Source organism: Methylobacterium sp. 174MFSha1.1 (genome assembly GCF_900116815.1).
Lineage (GTDB): Bacteria > Pseudomonadota > Alphaproteobacteria > Rhizobiales > Beijerinckiaceae > Methylobacterium.
This window is the reverse complement of the sequence record NZ_FPCB01000006.1, coordinates 335378-354603: the sequence shown is the minus strand read 5'-3', so window position 1 is coordinate 354603 and position 19226 is coordinate 335378. Positions and strand designations below refer to the sequence as shown.

Annotated in this window: 19 protein-coding genes, 1 tRNA gene and 1 rRNA gene; all 21 read left to right on the top strand. The window is 74.2% G+C overall.

Annotation, left to right across the window (positions count from 1 at the left end):
- The first annotated feature begins 57 nt into the window (after positions 1–57).
- Positions 58–174 (top strand): 5S ribosomal RNA (gene rrf / locus BM430_RS05015).
- 43 nt (positions 175–217) lie between these two features.
- Positions 218–294 (top strand) — tRNA-Met (locus BM430_RS05010).
- Between the two features lie 225 nt (positions 295–519).
- Positions 520–780, top strand: coding sequence for a hypothetical protein (locus tag BM430_RS05005; protein ID WP_093565970.1), 261 nt, complete (start codon positions 520–522; stop codon positions 778–780).
- A gap of 235 nt (positions 781–1015) precedes the next feature.
- Positions 1016–3133 (top strand): caspase family protein, encoded by a 2118-nt coding sequence (locus BM430_RS05000; RefSeq protein ID WP_244539326.1) that lies wholly within the window; start codon positions 1016–1018, stop codon positions 3131–3133.
- Positions 3130–4470 carry a hypothetical protein gene (locus tag BM430_RS04995; RefSeq protein ID WP_093565968.1) on the top strand — a complete coding sequence of 447 codons (1341 nt, stop codon included), beginning with the start codon at positions 3130–3132 and terminating at the stop codon, positions 4468–4470. The genes BM430_RS05000 and BM430_RS04995 overlap by 4 nt, the downstream gene beginning before the upstream one ends.
- Positions 4471–4493: 23 nt before the next feature.
- Positions 4494–4991, top strand: coding sequence for a hypothetical protein (locus tag BM430_RS04990; protein WP_093565966.1), 498 nt, complete (start codon positions 4494–4496; stop codon positions 4989–4991).
- Positions 4992–5060: 69 nt separating this feature from the next.
- Positions 5061–6458 carry a hypothetical protein gene (locus BM430_RS04985; RefSeq protein ID WP_093565964.1) on the top strand — a complete coding sequence of 466 codons (1398 nt, stop codon included), beginning with the start codon at positions 5061–5063 and terminating at the stop codon, positions 6456–6458.
- On the top strand, positions 6455–6979 hold the full coding sequence (locus tag BM430_RS04980) for a hypothetical protein (RefSeq protein WP_093565963.1): 525 nt from the start codon (positions 6455–6457) through the stop codon (positions 6977–6979). Before BM430_RS04985 ends, BM430_RS04980 begins: the two co-directional genes overlap by 4 nt.
- Positions 6980–7463: 484 nt before the next feature.
- On the top strand, positions 7464–8648 hold the full coding sequence (locus tag BM430_RS04975) for a hypothetical protein (protein ID WP_177302945.1): 1185 nt from the start codon (positions 7464–7466) through the stop codon (positions 8646–8648).
- Positions 8649–8731: 83 nt separating this feature from the next.
- Positions 8732–9748: a trypsin-like serine peptidase gene (locus BM430_RS04970; RefSeq protein WP_093565962.1), complete on the top strand. Its 1017-nt coding sequence runs from the start codon at positions 8732–8734 to the stop codon at positions 9746–9748.
- Between the two features lie 101 nt (positions 9749–9849).
- A complete protein-coding gene (locus BM430_RS04965; protein WP_093565960.1) occupies positions 9850–10677 on the top strand; it encodes an OmpA family protein in 828 nt (275 codons plus the stop codon).
- A 29-nt stretch (positions 10678–10706) separates the two neighbouring features.
- Positions 10707–11651, top strand: coding sequence for a hypothetical protein (locus BM430_RS04960; RefSeq protein ID WP_093565958.1), 945 nt, complete (start codon positions 10707–10709; stop codon positions 11649–11651).
- A gap of 17 nt (positions 11652–11668) precedes the next feature.
- Entirely contained in the window at positions 11669–12634 is a 966-nt protein-coding gene (locus tag BM430_RS04955; protein ID WP_177302944.1) for a hypothetical protein, read from the top strand.
- An 8-nt stretch (positions 12635–12642) separates the two neighbouring features.
- Entirely contained in the window at positions 12643–12912 is a 270-nt protein-coding gene (locus tag BM430_RS04950) for a hypothetical protein (RefSeq protein WP_093565956.1), read from the top strand.
- Positions 12913–12974: 62 nt separating this feature from the next.
- Complete coding sequence (locus BM430_RS04945; RefSeq protein ID WP_093565955.1) at positions 12975–13238, top strand: hypothetical protein; 264 nt, start codon at positions 12975–12977, stop codon at positions 13236–13238.
- A complete protein-coding gene (locus BM430_RS04940; RefSeq protein WP_244539325.1) occupies positions 13235–13831 on the top strand; it encodes a hypothetical protein in 597 nt (198 codons plus the stop codon). The genes BM430_RS04945 and BM430_RS04940 overlap by 4 nt, the downstream gene beginning before the upstream one ends.
- A 32-nt stretch (positions 13832–13863) precedes the next feature.
- Positions 13864–15279, top strand: coding sequence for a hypothetical protein (locus tag BM430_RS04935; protein ID WP_244539324.1), 1416 nt, complete (start codon positions 13864–13866; stop codon positions 15277–15279).
- Between the two features lie 204 nt (positions 15280–15483).
- Positions 15484–15951 (top strand): c-type cytochrome, encoded by a 468-nt coding sequence (locus BM430_RS04930; RefSeq protein WP_244539323.1) that lies wholly within the window; start codon positions 15484–15486, stop codon positions 15949–15951.
- A 133-nt stretch (positions 15952–16084) separates the two neighbouring features.
- Positions 16085–16765, top strand: coding sequence for a Crp/Fnr family transcriptional regulator (locus BM430_RS04925; protein WP_093565952.1), 681 nt, complete (start codon positions 16085–16087; stop codon positions 16763–16765).
- Between the two features lie 26 nt (positions 16766–16791).
- The gene (locus BM430_RS04920) at positions 16792–17313 is read left to right on the top strand and encodes a FecR domain-containing protein (protein WP_093565951.1); all 522 of its coding nucleotides are present in this window, start codon (positions 16792–16794) and stop codon (positions 17311–17313) included.
- Positions 17314–19179: a CHASE2 domain-containing protein gene (locus BM430_RS04915; protein WP_093565946.1), complete on the top strand. Its 1866-nt coding sequence runs from the start codon at positions 17314–17316 to the stop codon at positions 19177–19179.
- The last annotated feature ends 47 nt before the right edge of the window (positions 19180–19226 follow it).

The following is a 19226-nucleotide window of genomic DNA, read 5'->3' as shown; positions in this document are numbered from 1 at the left end:
ACCACAACACGATGAAGACCAACACAATATGCTTGCCGGACGAACGTGCTTGGCCGGTCTGGTGGTCAGAGCGGGGTGATCGCAAACCCGATCCCATCTCGAACTCGGCCGTTAACCGCCCCAGCGCCTATGGTACTGTGTCTCAAGACACGGGAGAGTCGGTCACCGCCAGACCTGCCAAGCACGCACACCTTCCCTCTTCGCGAACACACCCTGGCGCGGGGTGGAGCAGCCCGGTAGCTCGTCAGGCTCATAACCTGAAGGTCACAGGTTCAAATCCTGTCCCCGCAACCAACCACATGAACAAGCCCGCCAGCGAAAGCTGGCGGGCTTTTTGCCGTCACGCCCACCGGTGAGAGACGGCCCGGAAGCCGAGCCATTCCCCCGCAGCTGCCCGATCCGCGGCATTCACCGGCAATCCAGAAAAATCCGCGTCCCGGCCGCATCCTCCGCACGAAAACCGGTCTGACCGACCCATGGCCTCGGTGAGGGCGAACAGCGCCCGATCGGAGATGTGCCATGAGAACGATCACGATCCTCACCGTCCTCGGCCTGCTCTGCGGCACGGTCCCGGCTCTCGCCCAGGACCATGACTCATCGGGCAGCCGCGGTAACCAGGAATTCATCGGTGTCGATCTCGACAACGGTGGCGTCTACTACAACGGCCGCGATTCGGGGCGCTATTGCGTTTACCAGACCGTCGAGGTGTTCAACCGCCTCACCGGCTACATCGAGCCGCGGCGGGTACGCCGGTGCGGGCGTGGCCTCTACCTGCGCTGAGGGCGCTCGCGATGCTGACCACCCTCTCGCCGCTCCACCTCGCCCTCCTCAGCCTCGCGCTTGGGCTCATCGCTCGGTAGCGTTGGCGACGCCGACGACCGCGACTTCGACGATCGCTACGCCATGCAACGGCCGGCTTTCGCCTCCACGCTCCGGCCGCTCGTGCCGGGATGCCGGCTATCGCAGGAGCCGAGACCGGGAGGCCGCCTCCCGCCCAAGGGCAAGGAGACCACGCATGACGAATGCCATGGCGGTGCGGGGGCGCGTCGCCCGCATCGGGTTCGCCCTCCTGCTGCAGGCCGCAAGCCTCCTCGCCCCGCTCGCGGCCCGCGCGGCACCCGAGGTGCAAGCTCCCGAAGCCTCGGCCTTCGCCGACAACGCCGATTCGGTCGCCGTCGTGATCGGCAACAGCCGCTACAAGCAGACGGTGCCGGTCGATTACGCGCATCACGACGCCGAGGCGATGCGGTCCTACCTCGTGCAGCGCCTTGGCTACCGCGACGCGAACGTCTTCGTCGTGAAGGACGCGACGTTGAACGAGTTCAACCAGGTCTTCGGCACCGAGCGGAACCCGCAATCCGGCCGGCTGTGGCGCAGCGTGCGCGAGGGACGCTCGAACGTCTTCGTCTATTACTCGGGTCACGGCGTGCCGGATCTCGCCAGCCGCCAGCCCTTCCTCCTGCCGGAGGACGGCAACCCGAACCAGGGCGAGAGCGGCTACGCCCTCGAGACGCTCTACCGCAACCTCGACCTCGTGAAGCGAAAGATCGGACCCGGGCGCCAGCTCGTGGTGATGGTCGATGCCTGCTTCACCGGCGAGACCGGACGGAAGGGCGAGAGCCTGCTCGCGGTCTCCGCCCCCGGCTTCGCCCCGGCGAAGCCCAAGGCGGAGAGCGGGATCGTGCGGCTGGTTGCGACCTCGGGCGCGACGCCGGCGAACTGGGACGAGGCGAACCGCCTCGGCCTCCTCACCAGTCGCTTCCTGATGGGCGTCTCCGGCCTCGCCGACCAGAAGGACCGGCAAGGAGACCGCGGCGGCGACGGCGACGGGCAGGTGTCCTGGGCCGAGCTGAAGGGTTACCTGCGGCGTGAGGTCGAGGACGCGGCGCGGCGCACATCCGGCCGCGAGCAGGTGCCGGAGATCGACGACGCGCCGATCGTGCTCAAGGCCTCCCTGCCGGTCGACGCGGTGGCGAAGGGGGTCGCGGCGGTCCGCGACGAGGCGGCGTGGCGGCGGGCCGAGAGCGCGGGCACGCGGGAGGCGTTCGAGGCGTATGTCGGCACCTGCGGCGAGGTCTGCGCCTACCGGCCCCAGGCGATGGACCGGCTGCTCGCCGGGCGCCAGCGCGACGCGGCGGCGATCGATCAGGAGAACTGGGCGAAGTACGGCACGGCGCGGCAGTACCAGGCCTATCTCGATACCTGCACCGAGGTGTGCGCCTATCGCGGCCTGGCGGAAGGCTATCTCGGCGGGTCCGATCCGAACGGCGACCCGCGGGTGAAGACCTGCGACGCGCTCGCGGCCGGCACCGACGATCCCGACCGGCCGAAAGGCGTGACGGGCGTGAAGTACGGCCGGATCGAGGCGGCGTCCGCGATCGAGGCCTGCCGCGGGGCGTCCGCCGCCTATCCCGCCCTGCGCCGCCTCGCCTACCAGCTCGGCCGCGCCTACGACCGGGCCGACCGGTCGAAGGAGGCTTTCGGGGCCTACGACAAGGCGGCGAAGGCCGGCAGCACGGCGGCGATGAACAACCTCGCGACGCTCTACGAGAACGGCCAGGGCGTGAAGCGCTCGCAAGCCGAGGCCCTGCGCCTCTACCGCCAGGCCGGCGAGGCCGGCAACGTGGTGGCGCTCGCCAACGCGGCCCGGATGCTCGAATACGGCAACGGCGTCCCGAAGAACGAGGCCGAGGCGGTGGCGCTCTACAAGCGTGCCGTGGAGGGCGGCGACGTCGCCTCGATCAGCAAGCTCGTGCCGCACTACGCCACCGGCGCCTACGGCTTCCCGAAGGACCTGCGTCAGGGCTTCGACCTCTTCCGCAAGGCGGCCGAGAAGGGCGATCCCGTCGCGATGGCGACCATGGCGACCCTGATCGACAACGGCTTCTCCCGCTACTTCCCCGGGGTGAGCGCCGCCGACATGGTGCTGCGGGCGCTCAAGCGCGGCGAGATCGGCGCCGCCTCGGTCTCGGCCACCGACACCGCGGCGCAGAAGCTGAAGCCGGAGACGATCCGCACCGTGCAGCGCGCGATCAAGCAGGCCGATTACTATCCGGGCGCGCTCGACGGGCGCTTCAACCCGGTCTTCGTGCGCGCCCTCGACCAATATGCCAAGGCGAACGAGGCGGAATGAGGCTCCTTCTCGCCGCGTCGCTCGCCGGGCTCCTCGCGGCCTGGCCGGCCCGGGCCGATCCCGGCACCGAGGCGCTCGCGCCCTTCCTCGATGCGGTCGCGGCTTGCGCCGGACGACCCGATCTGTCGCTCGCCGTGATCGGCCCCGAGCCCGGCCAGACCGCGTGGTCGCGCGAGCAGGCCGAAGAGGTGCGGCTCGCGGTCGAGAGCCGGCTCCAGGCGACCGGACGGGTCCGGCTCGCGGCCGCCGCGGACGTGGTGCGGGTGAAGGCGCTGCGCGAGGGCACGACCGGCTTGTCCGGCCCGGAGGCCGAGGCGCAGATCCGCTCCGCCTTCGCGGGCGATGCCAGCGTGTTCCTGGTCGAGCCGCGCCGGGCCGGCGAGACCGCGTCGCTCCGGCTCCAGGCGATCACCCGCTCCGCCGCCTGCAAGGCGACGAGCGAGCCCCTGACGGTGCCGATCCGCGTCGGCGCCGGCGTCGCGGACGTCGATGCCGAGATGGAGCGGGCGGTGAAGGCCTTCGGGCAGGCGGCGCCGAACGCGACTGCCGTCGAGGTCTGCCCGTTCGAGGCCGAGGGCGGGCACTCGACCTGCGCCGGGGCGCTCACCGATCGCCTGCTGATCGCCCTCGACGCCGAGGCGCGCTCGGCCAACCGCATCCTCAAGGGCGGGCGGCTCGAGGTGCGCCGCCGCCCGCCCGGTATCGCCTGCGCCGGCCCGGTCACGGCGCGCGGGCGCTTCCTCACCGACCGCGAGCGCCGCTCCTGGATGGAGCTGGAGTTCCAGCGCGACGGCGCGGTGCTGGCGCCGACCGGGCGGCGGCGCATCGCCGTCGAGGGTTTGGGCTGCGACCCGACCCCGCGCCCGTTCCTCGACCACCTCGCGGCGACCGCGCGCACCGATGGCGGCCGGCTCGCGGTCGCGGCGACCGCCACGCCGTTCTCGGCCGGCCAGCGGCTGGAGCTGCGCATCGAGTCGCGGGCGCGCCAGACCCTCTATTGCTGGGTGGTGGCGGCGGACGAGACCGCCTTCGTGGCGCTGCCGGTGCGCGGCAATCCCGCCTCGCAGAATCCGCTCGGCCCCGGCGACGTGCGGCGCTACCCCCGCGGCTACGGCCTCGACGAGATCGTCGCCGGCGAGCCGTTCGAGAATCTCTTCGCCTGCTTCGGCATCCCCGGCGGCCTGCCGCCGGAGCTCGCCGCGCGCTGGCTCGCCGCCGCCCCGGGCGGCGAGGCCGAGGCGCGCCTGCTCCAGCCGCCGGAGGTGCTCGACCTCGTGGAGAAGATCCGAGCGGTGCCGGGCGTGACCGAGGCGACGGCGCGGATCGTGGTGCGGTGATGGGGCTTCGTGGGGACGATCGCATGCGAAACCTCTTCATCGCCCTCCTCTGCCTTGCCGCCGCACCGGCCTGCGCCGAGGGCTTCGCGATCCGCGACCTCACCGCAGTCGCGAGCGAAGCCGGCACCGCGTTGGGCATCGGTTTCGTGTCGCGCGCCGCGCCCGACCGGCTGACCCTGATGTGCACGACCTGCGAGGGCGCGCCGATGGTCGACCTGCTCCTCGGCCGTCAGGCCGACGGGACCGAGGAGCGGGTGCGCGCAGGGCAAACCTCGATGGCGCAGCTGGAGGCGCTCTGCCGAGAACGCCGAACGGATTGCCGGCTGTCCGGGCTGTCGGTGGCCCCGGCGGTCGGCTGGGTCACGGGCTACGGCGTCGGGTCGAGCGCGGGCGCGACCGCCATCATCCTGCGCGGCGGCGACCTCTTGACGATCCGGGTGCTCGCCGGCAGCGCCGAGGCGGCTGCGCGGCCGATCGAGATCCTGTCGCGCACGGTCGCCGCCCGCATCGTCGGTCGCTGAGAACAGCCGCGGGGTGACGGACGAGCAGGCCCGGAGTATCTGGTGGATGACGCGCAAGAAGGCGGGCGCATGACCGGCGGATACGACGAGCGTTGCGCGGCCGACCTCGCCGCGGTGGCCGAGGGCCGCGACCTCTCGCGCGAGGACCGCGCCTGGCTCGCCCGGGTGGTCGCCGGCGCGGTGCGACCGAACCGCGACAAGCCGCTCTGGGACCTCGCCCACGCGCTCGCCGCCCTGGCGGGGCTCACTGAGGCCCGGGACGGGCGCGACCTCGTCACCCTCGCCCTCGACCCCGGGCTGGCGCGGGCCGACCGGCTGGAAGCGCGCTTCGCGGGGGCGGCTATCGCCGTCGATGCCCGCGGGCTCACCGGGGCGTCGGGCTGGCGCACCACCTGGGCCGGGCTCGCGCGGCTCCTGGCGCTGGCCGAGTTCGTGCTGACGGCGGAGGACCTCTCGCATTTTCCCACCCTCACCGGCTGGCTCGGCGACCTCGCCGCGGCGCCGGACGCGGAGGGCGCGGCGGCGTTCAGCCGGCGGCTCGCCCGCCACCTCGCCGCCTACCGCCAGGCGCACCTGCCGCTCGCGCCGCTGGAACGGCGCTTCCGGGCGATCCTCAGCTTCCTCGACGGGCGGCGCGCCTTCACCGACGACGACATCCTCGCCTTCTGGCGCGCGGAGATGAGCGAGGGGGAGCGGCCGGGCTTCCGGACGGTGGCCGAGCATTTCGTGACCTTCGAGGCGGCTTCCGCGCTCCTCGGCGGCCTCGCGGAGCTCTCCGCGCCCGCCTCGCTCGACGCGGTCGAGGGCTGGGAGGAGCGGCTCGACGCCTCGCTGGCGGACCTCGCCGCGGCCGAGCCGGCAGAGGCGCTGGCCGCCCTGCTCGACGGCCTGCCGGAGGGCCCGAAGATCCTGACCGGAGCCGAGCGCGACGACCTCGCCGAGTTCCTGCGCCTGGAGCCGTTCCACCGCACCCGCCCGCTGACGACGCTGCGGGCGGCGAGCTTCGGGCGGGTGCAGTCGGGCCTCGCCAACCGACTGCGCCGGGGCAGCGGGGGACCGAGCATCGCCGAGCGCACCGCCTGCGCGGAAGCCGAGACATACCCGGCGCTCGCCGCCCGGGCCGAGGCGCTGACGGCGCATCTCGACCGCATGCTGCGGATCGCGGCGGCGCTCCGGGTGCCGGCGGATGCCGACGGCCTGGCGCCCGAGATGCGCGACGCCCTCGCGGCGGCGCTCGCCGATAGCCGCCGGGTGCGGCGCGCCGGCTTCGACGATCCCGCGCGCCTCGCGGCGGGTTTCGCGGCGGCGGATGCGGCGCTGCTGCGGCTCGCCGAGGAGGCGGGCCGGCTCGCTCGCGCCATCGACAGCCTCGCCCGGCACCGGCCGCTCGACGCGGCCTTCGCGGCGGACCGGGACGTCTTCGCCCGCACCTTCGCCGAAGCCTACGCGGCGGAGGCGGGCGCATGAGCGACGAGGCGCGCCTGCTCGCCGAGATCCACGCCGCCCGCGCGCTGATGCGGGGAAGCGGGCCCGCGCGCGAGGCGGAAACCGGCCCGAGCGCCGCCGCGCTCTGGGCCTACGCCATCCGCGCGGCGGACGGGCCGGTCGATCTCGCGGTGGTGCGGGCGATCCGCACCGATCCCGCGACCGCCCGGCGCTACCGGGCGCTGCTCGCCGGGCAGGCCATCGCCCACGCGCCGCTCGCAGTCGCAGCCTCGGACGGCGCGGTCACGATCCGGCGCGTCGGCGCCTTCACCCTCGAGATCCTGCCGGCGAGCGAGGACGGGCCGCCGCTCCTGGTGCTGCGGGGCGAGGAAGCGCGGGCCTTGCGGGCAATCGAGGCGCTGCTCGGCGACGAGATCGTCCGGCTCGACTTGCCGCAAGCCCTCGACGACGCGATCGTGGTCGCCCTCGATCCAGAGGTTCCGGAGGCGGCGCGGCTCGGCGCGATGCTGCGGGATCCGGCCTGCGCGGTGTTCCTGCTGTGAGGGGACGTCGTCGGGCCGGTCGGACGCCGGGATCTGTCCGGGCCCGTCGTGAGTCTGCAAGCCTCTCCTTCCCTTCCGGGAATCTCCTTCCGTTTCGTTTCGGAGCCTGTTTGACTTTCTCAACTCTCCTTCAACCCTCAGGGTCATTCCGGGGCCGCGAAGCGGAGCCCGGAATCCAGACGCTCAGGTCGTACAGAACGAGGCGGATAGGCGTCAGCTTTCTCTTATACCATCTGCGGTTCTGGATTCCGGGCTCCGCTACGCGGCCCCGGAATGACGTGGAGCTTGATCAATCTGTGGAGGCCAGACAAACAGTCTCTCAGAAATCGCGGCGGTCGCGGTCACTGGAGGCCTCCTTCAAGGCCCCCGTTGGTCGCACCTCAGGATGAGGTCGCGGAGAGGACCGAAAAGATTTTCCGTGGTCCCTCCTGACAAGGCGAACAGGCTCTCGGCCGTCCGGGAAAGGGGCGGAGCCCGCGACGGGATGAGCCCGATCTCGATCCTGATCGTGGTGCCGACGACCGGCGGTCCGGTGGTCGTGCGCAGCCTCAAGGCCCGCCCCGGCCTGCCGGCCTCCGCCGCCTTCGCGGCGGGCGATTACCGGCCGCTGCCGTGGTCGGGCGACTACGCGCGGCTCGCGGCCGGCGGCGGGCCGTTGTCGCGCCTCGCGGAGGCGGGCCCCTACGAGCTGCGGCTCTCGGGCTCCTTCGATGCCGGCCGCTCGTGGGAGGTGCCGGTCTGCCTCGCCCACGGCCTCGTGGCGCAGGGCCACACCCTCACGTCCGAGCCGGAGGCGGCCGACCTCGTCCTGTGGGCGACGGGAGCGGTCGACCTCGACCTCGCGGTGCTGCCGGGCGATTACGCGCTCCTCGACAAGATCGCGCGCTCCCGGGCGCTGCTCGACGCGGCCGAGCGGGCCGAACTCGCGGTGCTGTTGCCCGGCGGGCCCGAGAGGGCCGAGGCCGAGCGGGCGTTTCGCGCGCTCGGCCGGACCCGGCCGCCGGTGTTCCTGCCGGGCACGGACGTGCCGGGGGCGCTCGCGGCCCTGGCGCGGCCGGCGCCAGTCCCAGCCGTCCGCCGGCTCCCTCTCCTTCCCCTGGCGCTCGCCGCCGTCTCGATCGCCGCGACCTTCGTCGCCGGATTCGCGCTGCTCCGCGCGCACACGGCAGCGGACCGGCCGGTCGTAGCCGACGCAACCTCCGCCGCGGTCGCGCCGCACCCCGACACGGCGCCCGCCCCGGAACCGGTGAGCCCGGTCGTGGTCGAGGAGCTGGCCGCCCCGGCGGGCTCGTCGTGCCGGCGCGTCGCCTTCGGGGCCGATCCGCCCGCGCGGCGCCCGGTCCCCCTCGAATCGCCCGACCGGCTGCGGCCGAGCCGCCTCGCACCGGAACTGTGCGGCCTAGCCTTCCGTCCCGCCGCACCCGGCGGGCGCGTCGCGGTCGGTCCCGAACTGGCCGCCGCCGCGCTCCCCCCGACGCGCCTGACCGACGGCGCCGAGGCCTATTTCCTGCGCGAGAACGGCCGGCGAAACCTCGTCTACGCGGTTCAGGTCGTTCGAGACCAGGTCGGCCCGTCAGGCTCGACCATTCCCGGCCACGTCGTCGACAATCAGGGCGCGACGAGCGTCCGGAATCCGGGCGGGCGGATCACCCATGCCCTCGTCCCGTGACGACTTGATCCGGGCGGAGAACGACTTTCTTTGACTTGCGCGTCGGCAGACGGCATAAAGCCGCCGCCGAGAGGAGGACAGCGATGGCCACAAGCCACCGGACACGCCGCTCGACCAAGGGGGAAACTTGCACAATCATCGGCCTGATCCTGGCGCTCGGCGCCGCTGAGCCTGCGCGGGCGCAGAGCGTCGGTTTCGATCCTGCGGATTACGGTCGCGCGCAGCTGCCGCTGCGGCAGACGACCGGCGACGCGGCGGCTTACGTCGACCGCAACAAGGGCGCCTTCGAGCCGATCGCCGAGCTCGATCCGAAGGACGGTCTCGCGGCGCTCGCCCGCCCGATCGGCCGGGTCGACATCGTGCTGAAGAACGGCCGCACAGGCCAGATGGTCGGCGCCTCCTGCACCGGCACGCTGCTGCCGGGCGACTACGTGCTGACCAACCACCACTGCCTGCCGCAATCGGGCGACCTGACCCCGGTCAAGGCCTCGATCCTGATGGATTACCTGACCCTCGACGGAGCGGGCTCGCGGCGGTTCGAGATCGACCCGAAGCCGGTCGAGTTCGACGCGCGCCTCGACTACGCGCTCGCCCGCGCCGCCGGCAACCCGACCGCCACCTACGGCGCCGCCCGGCTCTCGGGCGAGGCGGTGGCGGGCAACCGCTCGATGCTGGTCATCCACCACCCCCTCGGGCGGCCGAAGGTGATGAGCCGCTTCCGCTGCTTCGCCCTCAAGGAGCAGGACGGCGGCCCGGACCTGCGCCACCGCTGCGACACGCTCGGCGGCTCCTCCGGCTCGCTGATGTACGACGCCTCGGTGGCCGGCGTGGCGCTCCACAAGGAGGGCGGCCTCGATCCGAAGGATCCGTCGAGCTTCAACGCCGCGACGCGCCTCTCGGCGATCCTCGGCCGCAGCCGCATCCTGTCCGAGATCGCCGCCCGCCAGGGCCGGCCGCCCGCCGCCACGGCCGCCGCCGACCCGGCGCCGCAGCCGACACCGGCCACCCCGCCCAAGACCGACCCACCCAAAACCGTCCCGCTCAAGCCCGACGGCCCCCTCGATCCGGCCGGGATGAACGCGATCCTGCGCGGGCGCTGACCTCGTCGCGAAAAATCGTCCGCCGGCGCGGCGAAAGCCGCTCTGGCTCGTCCAGGCATGGGGTGTGGGGGCGAAAAGCAACGCCCGCGAGGAGAGCCATCATGGAGAGGATCGACGCGCGGCCCGCCCGGCCGGCCGCCCCGGAGGAGAGCGCGTTGCGGCGCACGGCGCAGCGGCGCCTCGGCCGCTCCTGCCTCGCCCTGCTCGTCGGCCTCGCCGCCGCGCTCAGTGGCACGGCGCGCGCCAACCCGCTGACCGAGGCGCCGGGCCTCCCTGAGCGGGTCGACGAGGCCGGGCCGGCGGAGGCGCAGGCCCGCAACCCCTCCGCCACCGCGATCATCCGCTCGCTCGCCCCCTTCGCCGACGGCAATCCGGGCCTCCCCACGCGGGCGCTCAGCCCCGACGACGGCGGGCCGTCGGTCCGGGTCGCGGCCCGCTCGGTCGATCTCACGGTGTTCTTCGCCTATGACAGCGCCCGCCTGACGCCGGAGGCGCGCATCCAGCTCGAGCCCCTGGGCCAGGCGCTGGCCTCGCGGGAGCTTGCCGGCCACGGCTTCCTCATCGCCGGCCACACCGATGCGGCGGGTGCGCCCGCCCATAACCGGCGCCTGTCGCTCGCCAGGGCGCGGGCGGTGCGGACCCACCTCGTCGAGACCTACGGCCTCGATCCCGCCCGCCTGCGCGTGCACGGCTGGGGCCCGAGCCGCCCAAGGGATCCGGCCGCGCCGCTGTCGCGGGTCAACCGCCGGGTCGAGGTGAGCCTGCTCGCCCCCGCCCGCCAGGGCGCGCTGCGCTTCCTCGGCGAAGCCTCCTGCGACGAAGCCCCGGCCGCAGCCATGGCCGCAGCTCTGACCGACCCGCGCCTGCGCGTCGCCCTCGACCTCGACGACTTCGCCGCGGCGCCGACGCCGCGCCCCTGCTCCGAGTGAACCGACATCCCCGCTTCAGGAGGACCACGATGCTGCCCATCCGTGCCGCCGCGCGCCTCGCCGCGCTCTCCCTCGGCCTCGCGCTCGCCGCCGGCCCGGCGCTCGCCCAGCCCAAGCCCAACGTCGTGGTGATGGGCGAGGATGCCGACGAGGATGCGGTGCCGCGCGGCAACCGCATCTTCCAGCGGGTCATCGCCGAGCTCTCCGAGACGATGAACCTGCGCGGCTACAACGTCTACGACGAGACCGCGGTGGCGATGGGCTTCACCCAGCCCAACCGGGTGCGCCGGCGCGACGCCGAGCTGATCGAGGTCGCCAGGGCGGTCTCGAACCCGCCCCTCGACGTGGTGGCGGTGTTCCAGATCTACGCCTCGGCCTCGAAATCCGCCTATTCGGACATCGTGCGGCCGGAGGTGAGGATTCCGGGCCGCCTCCTCAACGTGCGCACCGGCCAGTCCCTCGGCTCCTTCGAGGTCGCGGGCGTGCAATTGCCGCCGCTGCCGCAGGGCTGCGACCGTGAATGCCTGCTGGAGCGGGTCGGCGGCGAGGCGAAAATCATCGCCGGCGACGTCGCGGCGGCGCTCACCGCGAAGCTCGACGGGGTGGTGGCGCCGCGCCGCGGGGCGGAGCCCGGCGCGGGAGCGGGCGCGGCGCCCGGCGCAGGCGCGGCGGTGGCCGCCGCGCCCGGGGCCGAGGCCTGCGGCGGCCTGCCGACGGCCTACGTGGTGCGGATGACCGGCTTCTCCGCCCAGGAGGTCCAGGCGGCCGAGGAGTACATGGCGGCCTTCCGCTGCTACGAGCACCACCGCCCGGTGCGCGCCGGGGCATCCGCCGCCGAGTACTGGTACGAAACCCGCTCCGATTCCGCCCGGCTCGGCCGCAACCTGCGCCTGATGCTGGAGCACATGAGCGCGCCGGGACAGGTCCAGTTCTCCGGCAACACCTTCGTGCTCAGCCGCGTCGCGACCCGCTGATCGTCCGGAGATCCACGATGACCACGATGACCTCCGCCCTCCGCGCCGCCGCCCGGGCCCTGGCCGTCCTCGGCCCGCTCGCCTGCGCCTCGCCGGTCCTCGCCGCCGAGGCGGTCTTCCCGCCCGCCGCCTCCGTCGGCCTCGCGCCGCCGCCCGGCATGACGCCATCGAAGGCCTTCGCCGGGTTCGAGCACCGCTCCGGCGCCTCGATCCTCATCACCGAGATGCCGGCCGAAGCCTACGGCCAGCTGGTGGAGAAGTTCACGCCCGACGCCCTGCGCGCCACCGGCTTCGAGGCGCAGGGATCCGGCGCGGCCCTGAGCGTCGCCGGCGGCGAGGGCCGGGTGCTGCGCGGCCGCCAGGCCGCCAACGGGCAGAGCTACACCAAGTGGGTCGCGGTGGTGCGGGGCGGGGCCGGCACCGGCCTCGTCACCGTGCAGGTGCCGGAAGCTGCGCGGGCGCAGGTGCCCGACGCGGCGGTCGAGGCGGCGCTGACCACGATCGCGTTCCGGGCCCCCGGCAGCCTCACCGAGCAGATGGCCGCCCTGCCCTACACCGTCGGCGACCTCGCGGGCTTCCGCCCGGTGCGCACGCTGATGGGCAACGCCCTGATGCTCACCGAAGGCCCGAAGGACATCGATCCCGACGGCGCGCAGCCGCTGGTCGTCGTCGCCCCGGCGATGGGCCGTGCCGCGATTCCCGCCGGCCAGGAGGGTGCCTTCGCCCGCAAGGCGCTCGCCACCTTCCGGGAGATCAAGGACGTGACGATCACCGACGAGGAGCGGACGACCCGGGACGGCGCCGTCTTCCTGCGGCTGCGCGCGACAGGCACCGATGCGAAGAGCGGCCGCCCGGTCGCGGTCACGCAGGTGATCCGCTTCGACGGGCCGGGCTACCTGCGGGTGCTGGGCCTCGCGCCGGCGGACCGCGCGGAGGCGCTGGCCCGCGCCGAGCGGGTCGCCACCTCGGTGGCGATGCGGTGAGGCGGGGCGTGGTGCCCCGGTTCCCCCTACTCGCCGTCATGCTGCTCGGCCCCGCGACGGCGGGGCCGGCGGGCGGCGTCGCGCCGGTGCTGCGGGACTGGACCGCCCTCAACGGCGCCTGCCGCGGCGGGCGCGGCGATGATCCCGCCACGCTCGCGGCCTGCGAGCGGCGCGAGGCGCTCCATCGGCGGCTCACCGCGGCGGGCTGGTGCTACGGTCGGCCCGGCGATGCCGGCTATCAGCGAGCCTGGCGCACCTGCGGCGGGACAGGGCGGTGAGCGCATGGCCTCTCCTCCGGCTCGTCGTCCGGCCTCTTCCCCGGCGCAGAGGGACCCGGCTCATGCTCCTCCTCGGCGTGGCGATCATCTGGACGCCGTTCCTGCTCCTTCTCCTCTCCCTGGCGATCGCCCGCCTGACGGGGTGCGAGGTCAACGAGGGACGGTCGACTCCCTGCCGGGTCGCCGGCATCGACATCGGCGGCGCGCTCTACGCCATGATGGTGATGGGCTGGCTCGTCCTCCCGCTCCTGCCGTTCATGGCGCTCACCCTGATCGGCGGGGCACTCGCCGGGATCGTGGCCCTCGTCAGGGCGTGGTGGCCGTGAGCCGGGTGGGTCGTCTCGCGCTCGCCGCCGCGGGATGTCTCGCCGCGCTCCTCGCGCCGATGGGCGCACGGGCGGGCGAGGTCGTCGCCGAACGCGCCTTCCCGCCGGCCGGGGCCTGCTACGGGAGGCACTACGACGCCGCCCACCTCGCCCGCCATCCCGGCCAGGTCGTGACCGGCCTTCGCCTCGCGGGCTCGTCGCGCGACCTGGTCCGGATGCGCGCTGCCGCCGGCCGGATCGATCCCGAGCTGACCCTGACGCTGCGCATCGACTTTTCCGACGGCACCTCGTCCGAGGGCGAGATCGGCTGCCTGGAGGAAAGGGGCCGGATCCGGCGCTGCGGGCGGGCAGCGAGCTGCGCCGGCGATTTCGGGCTTCAAGCCCTGCCCGACGGCCGCCTCGCGATCGTCAACGACGATGCGGCCTCGCGGGAGCCCGGAGCCGTGGCCGCAGGCGCGGGCTTCAGCCTGGATGCCGGATGCCCGCCGGGCGGCCGGGCCGGACGTTTCGTGCCGCCCGATGCGCAGAACCGGCTCTTCCGACTCGACCGGCTGCCGGTCGCTACCTGCGCCGCGGCGGGCCCGCGCCGCTGACCATCCCTCGTCGCCTGAGCGCGGAGCGCGTCATGATCCTCAACGCCCGGCTCGTCGCCATCCTCATCACGCTTCTGTCCGCCGCAGCGCTCGCCCAGGACGCTGGCGGCCCACCGCTCCCGGCGCAGATCCGCGGCAACGCGCCGGACGCTCCCTCGGCCGAGGCCCCCGCCCTCCCCTTCGCCACCTCGGCGGCCTTGCGCGCCGAGACGGTCGCGCGGCACGTCCGGGAGCTGCGCGCGACGAACCCGATCGCGGCCGCCGAGGTCGCCCGGGAGATGGCCCGTCACGATTACGACGCGATCTTCCAGGGCTTCCTCGACGGCACTGAGCTTCGGGCGGGCGATGCCGGGGACGTGCTCACCGCCTTCATCGCGCTGCAATGGATGGTCGCCAACGACGCGACGGTCGAGCCGAGCGCCGCCGCGCTCCGGGCGGTGCGGCGGCAGATGGTGGTGCCGCTCGCCGACAAGCCCCCCCTGTCGCAAGACGCGTCGCGCGCCGCCTTCGCCGAGCAGGTGAAGCTGCGCGCCGTGCTGCACCATGCCGGCTGGCAGGCGGCGAAGCGGCTCGGGATGCTGCCGACCTTCCTCGCCGGCCTGTCGAAGGATTTCATTCCGCCGGCCAAGCTTCGGGCGGTCGTGCTCACCGACGACGGGCTGGTCGGCAAGGGCGCGCGGCGCCCGGCGCGGGAGGCACCGGCCGCCGCGGCCGCGTCTCCCACCACTCCTGCGCCCACCACTCCTGCACCCGCCGAACCGGAGCCGCCGGCCGAGCCGCGCCACGCGGCGAACTGGGCCGGGGTCGAGGGGGTGTATTTCCGCGCCGCGACCGGCGTCGGGGTCGGCGGCATGGTGGTGATCGAGTACGAGCCGCTGATCCTGTTTCGCGACGGCACCAGCTACGAGATCGCGGATGCCGCCCTCGAAGACGTCGATCTCGCGGCCGAGCGGGCGGCCCATCCGCGCCGGTTCGGCCGCTGGACCCGCGCGGGCGACGCCTACCGGCTGACCGGCCAGGGCGGCAAGCCGCAGGATTACAAGCTTCAGGACGGCTCGTTCTTCCGCGCCTTCCCGGCGGAGGCCGGCGAGCGGACGATCGCGCGCGCCTACCGGCGCCTGTCGGGCGGCGGCACCAGCGCGATGGGCGGCGACGTCACGGTCGCGGTTTCGAACCGCTACGACTTCCGCCAGGACGGAACCTACGGCCGCGGCGGCTCGCTCGGGGCGACGAATTCGGGGGCGAGCACCGGGGTCGGCTCGGCGATCGGCCGCCGGCGCGCACCGGAGGGCGGGCGCTACGCGCTGGAGCGCCACACGCTCACCCTCGCCGGCCCGGACGGACGGAGCCGCCGCCTGTTCTTCGCCTTCGGCTCGCAGGGCGACCCGGCGCGCCCGGACCGCGAGATGGCCTTCATCGGCGGCAGCGTGTTCTCGAACCCGGATTGAGGTCATACCAAATCCGGAAGATCACTTCCGGATTTGGTATGACAAGCCCGCGCGGCGCCTGAGCGAAGCCGAAATCCGCATTGCGAAAGCGATCCGGCAGGATCGCCTGAAGCAACCAGTCGGATTTCGTATCACGCCTCGCCATTCGCACCCGACTCGGGCATGGCCGGTCCGCGGAGCGGATGGCGGGACGGAGGGGCGCGGTTGAGTCGGGGAGTACGAGTTCGTCGCTGGGTCGTCCTGCTCGTCCCGCTCCTGGTCTCGGCCTGTGCGGACGACGACGGCGCGGAGCGGCGGCACGCGCTCGGCGAGCGTCCGAGCCTCGAGGCGGCGATGCGGGTCGCGGATCCGCGCCGGGGCGGGCACCTCTTCGCCCGGTGCGCGGCCTGCCACACCATCGGCCCCGGCGCGGGCGACCGCAACGGTCCCAACCTCTTCGGCGTGATGGGCCGGCCCGTTGCGAGCAACAGCCCGCGCTACGGCTACACGGCGGCGTTGCGCTCCGTCGGGGGAACCTGGACGCCGGAGGCGATGGACCGCTGGATCGCCGACCCCGCGAAGGTCGCCCCAGGCACGCGCATGACCATCGCGGGGCTCCCCGATCCGTTGGACCGGGCCGATCTCATCGCTTACCTGCAATCGCAGCCGGCGGAACGACGCTCCACGCGATGACGAGCCCGGATGAGCGCGATCCGCCGCTGTGCGACGTCGCACAGGGCGGGCGCCGGCATTGGCGGCGCCGCTTGCACTAACATCGACGGCACGCCCATAAAGCGCGCTGGACCGAGAGCCGGGAGGCGATGTCATGAGCGCGCCGCAGGGGCTGGCCCGGCTGCTCGCCACCAACGCGTTCTTCGCCGAGATGGGCGAGGACGCGATCACGGCCATCGCCGGCCTTTGCCGGACGCGCAGCCTCGCGCGGCACGAGGTGCTGTTCCAGAAGGGCGATCCGGGCGACGCGCTCTACGCCCTGCGCCGCGGCCAGGTCCGCATCGCGACCGGCACCGCCGACGGACGCTCGGTGACGCTCAACCTCCTGGGGCCGGGCGACGTGTTCGGCGAGATCGCGCTCCTCGACGGCCATCCGCGCACGGCGGAGGCGGTCGCGCTCGACGCCACCGAGCTGTTCGTCATCGAGCGGCGGGACTTCCTCGGCCTCCTCACCCGCGACGCGGCGATGGCGGTCCGGATCATCGGTTTCCTCTGCGGACGGCTGCGCTGGATGAGCGAGCGCATGGAGGAGGCCACCCTGCTGCCGCTCGACACGCGGTTGGCGCGGCGCCTCACCCTGCTGTCGGAGGATTACGGCGCGGAGATCCAGGTGACGCAGACCGAGCCCGCCGCCTTCGTCGGCGCGGCCCGGGAGAGCGTCAATCGCGTCCTCCAGGACTGGCGCCGCGCCGGCATCATCGATCTCGGCCGCTCGCGCGTGACCGTGAAGACCGCCCGGCGCCTGGCCGCCCTCGGCGCGCGGTCGGGGGTCTGACGGATGGCGAGAAGGAGTTTCACCGCATGAGACACGTCGCCCGCGCGGCGAGCGCCTTCGCCCTCACCCTCGTCGCCGGGGCCGCCGCGGCCCAGGCACCCTGCCGCGAGGAGACCCGGTTCGATCCGCCCCTGCGCGTGCTGCGCTGCGCCGACGGGCTCGTGCTCGAGACCGAGCAGGGCAGCGGGCTGCGGCCGATCGACCGCAACGGCGACGGACACCTGGAAGGCGCCGAGCTCGGCGGCCGTGCGGTCCTCGTCACCCTGCCGCCGAACCGGCGCGTGCGCCGGGAGGGCTTCCAGATCCTGACGCCGCACGCCATCGCCTCGGTGCGCGGCACGGTCTACGCCGTCGACGTCACCACCGCACGGAGTTCGATCTTCGTCGAGCGGGGACGCGTCGCCGTCGCCCGGCGGCAGGCCCCGGAGAGCGCGGTCACGCTCGGCCCCGGCGAGGGCGTCGACGTCGACGCGGAGCAGGGCCCGCTCACGGTGCGGCGCTGGCCGCAGGAGCGCGTCCGGGCGCTACTGGAACGCTTCGGGCGCTAGATGGCGTCCGCCGGGCCGGGACCGCGCCGCCGGAGGGACCGGCTCTTCGCGCTCGTCGCGCTCGCCGCCGCCCTCTCCTGGAGCGGCTGGCTCGCCCAGCTGCATCTCGCGGGCCGCGCGACACCCCTCGACCGGGTCGAATCGGCCCTCGTCGACCTGCGCCTGCGGCTCGCCGGCCCGCGCCCGCCGCCGCCCGGCGTGGTGATCGTCGCCATCGACGACGAGACCGTGCGGCGCGAGGGCGGGTTCCCGGTCTCGCGCGCGACGATGGCGCGGCTGATCGACGGGATCGCGGCGGCCCGGCCGCGGGTGCTGGCGGTCGACATCCTGTTCCTGGAAGCCGGCCGCCAGCCGGATGCCGACCGGGCGCTCGGCGCCGCCCTCGCCCGGGTACCGGCGGTGCTGGCCGCGGCGGCCGTCTTCGAGGGGGTTTCGAGCGAGGACGGCATCCCGGTCGCCGCGTCCCTGCACGCGCCGACCGAGGTGATCGCCGGCGCGGCGGCGTCGGGCGTCGTCAACGTCTCGGAGGACGCCGCCGGCGTGCCGCGCCACCTGCCCCTCGTCGTGCGGACGGGCGAGGGCGTCGCCGCCGCCTTCGTGCTGCGGGCCGCCGCCCTGGCGGCCGGGCACGATCCGGTCGTCGAGCGGGACGCCGTCCGGATCGGTGACAGGACCGGCCCGCTCGACCTCGGCCGCCACCTGCCCCTGCGCCCCTACGGACCGCGGCGCACGATCCCGACGATGAGCGCCGCCGGCCTCCTCGACGGCACGGTGCCGTCCTCCGCGCTCGCCGATCGCGTCGTCGTGGTCGGCGTCACCGCGCTCGGCGGGAGCGACACCTTCGCCACCGCCTTCGATCCGGTCCTGCCGGGCGTCGAGCTCCTGGCGACCGGGATCGGCCAGCTGACGACCGGCGACGGGCTCCGGCGCGACGTCGGCGTGCGCCGGCTCGATGTTGCAGCAAGCGTGGTTGTCGCTGCCGCCGCCGCGCTCCTGATCGCCCTCGCCCCGCCCGGCCCGGCCATCCTCCTCGCGCTCCTGCTCCTGGCAGGATGGCTCGCGGCCGGCGCCGTCGCCTTCGCCCACGGTGCGTGGTGGAGCGCCGCCCTGCCGCTGGCGGCGGCCGGGCTCCCGGTGCTGCCGCTGGCGGTCGCGCGCCAGCTCCTCGACCGCCGCCGGGCCGCCGGCCTGGCGCGCTCGGAGGCGACCTTGCGCCGGCTGCAGCCCGCCGCGCTCGCCGACCGCCTCGCCTGGGATCCGGGCTACCTCGCCGAGCCGGTCGCGCGGGACATCCCGGTCCTGTTCATCGACCTCTCCGGCTTCACCCGCCAGAGCGAGCGCCTCGGGCCGGGCCGCACCCGGGCGGTGCTGAAATCGTTCCACGACCTCGTCGACGAGACCGCCGCCCGCCACGGCGGCCTCGTGGTCAACTTCATGGGCGACGGGGCGATGGTGGTGTTCGGCGCCCTCGATCCCGATCCCGCCGCGGCCGCTGGCGCCGTCGCGTCGGCCGCGGACCTCGTCGCGCGCACCGCCGCCTGGATCGCGGCCGACCCGGAGCTCGACGGTGCCGGGCGCACCCTCGACGTGCGGATCGGCGCCCATTACGGCCCGGTGATCCTCTCGCGGCTCGGCAGCGACACCAACCAGCACGTCACCGCGACGGGCGACACGGTCAACGTCGCGAGCCGCCTGCTCGCGATCGCCTCCGAGGCGGGAGCCCGCCTCGCCGTCAGCGCCGACCTCCTGGCCGCCGCCGGGATCGCGACGCCGGGCCCCCTGTTCGAGCGGCGGCGGGCGACCGCGATCCGCGGCCGCGCCCGGACCCTCGACGTGTGGCTCGGGCGCGGCGCCGAGCCTGTGTGACCCGGATCACGGATCGCCGGCGGAAACTGATCCAGGGTGGCGTCACC

Bases quoted from the DNA above. Each gene is read 5' to 3' on its own strand.
- BM430_RS04935 (WP_244539324.1), top strand. From the start codon at position 13,864: ATGATCCTCAACGCCCGGCTCGTCGCCATCCTCATCACGCTTCTGTCC.
- BM430_RS04920 (WP_093565951.1), top strand. From the start codon at position 16,792: ATGAGACACGTCGCCCGCGCGGCGAGCGCCTTCGCCCTCACCCTCGTC.
- BM430_RS04955 (WP_177302944.1), top strand. From the start codon at position 11,669: ATGACCACGATGACCTCCGCCCTCCGCGCCGCCGCCCGGGCCCTGGCC.
- BM430_RS04995 (WP_093565968.1), top strand. From the start codon at position 3,130: ATGAGGCTCCTTCTCGCCGCGTCGCTCGCCGGGCTCCTCGCGGCCTGG.
- BM430_RS04985 (WP_093565964.1), top strand. From the start codon at position 5,061: ATGACCGGCGGATACGACGAGCGTTGCGCGGCCGACCTCGCCGCGGTG.
- BM430_RS04965 (WP_093565960.1), top strand. From the start codon at position 9,850: ATGGAGAGGATCGACGCGCGGCCCGCCCGGCCGGCCGCCCCGGAGGAG.
- BM430_RS05000 (WP_244539326.1), top strand. From the start codon at position 1,016: ATGACGAATGCCATGGCGGTGCGGGGGCGCGTCGCCCGCATCGGGTTC.
- BM430_RS04980 (WP_093565963.1), top strand. From the start codon at position 6,455: ATGAGCGACGAGGCGCGCCTGCTCGCCGAGATCCACGCCGCCCGCGCG.
- BM430_RS04975 (WP_177302945.1), top strand. From the start codon at position 7,464: ATGAGCCCGATCTCGATCCTGATCGTGGTGCCGACGACCGGCGGTCCG.
- BM430_RS04990 (WP_093565966.1), top strand. From the start codon at position 4,494: ATGCGAAACCTCTTCATCGCCCTCCTCTGCCTTGCCGCCGCACCGGCC.
- BM430_RS04960 (WP_093565958.1), top strand. From the start codon at position 10,707: ATGCTGCCCATCCGTGCCGCCGCGCGCCTCGCCGCGCTCTCCCTCGGC.
- BM430_RS04925 (WP_093565952.1), top strand. From the start codon at position 16,085: ATGAGCGCGCCGCAGGGGCTGGCCCGGCTGCTCGCCACCAACGCGTTC.
- BM430_RS04915 (WP_093565946.1), top strand. From the start codon at position 17,314: ATGGCGTCCGCCGGGCCGGGACCGCGCCGCCGGAGGGACCGGCTCTTC.
- BM430_RS04945 (WP_093565955.1), top strand. From the start codon at position 12,975: ATGCTCCTCCTCGGCGTGGCGATCATCTGGACGCCGTTCCTGCTCCTT.
- BM430_RS05005 (WP_093565970.1), top strand. From the start codon at position 520: ATGAGAACGATCACGATCCTCACCGTCCTCGGCCTGCTCTGCGGCACG.
- BM430_RS04970 (WP_093565962.1), top strand. From the start codon at position 8,732: ATGGCCACAAGCCACCGGACACGCCGCTCGACCAAGGGGGAAACTTGC.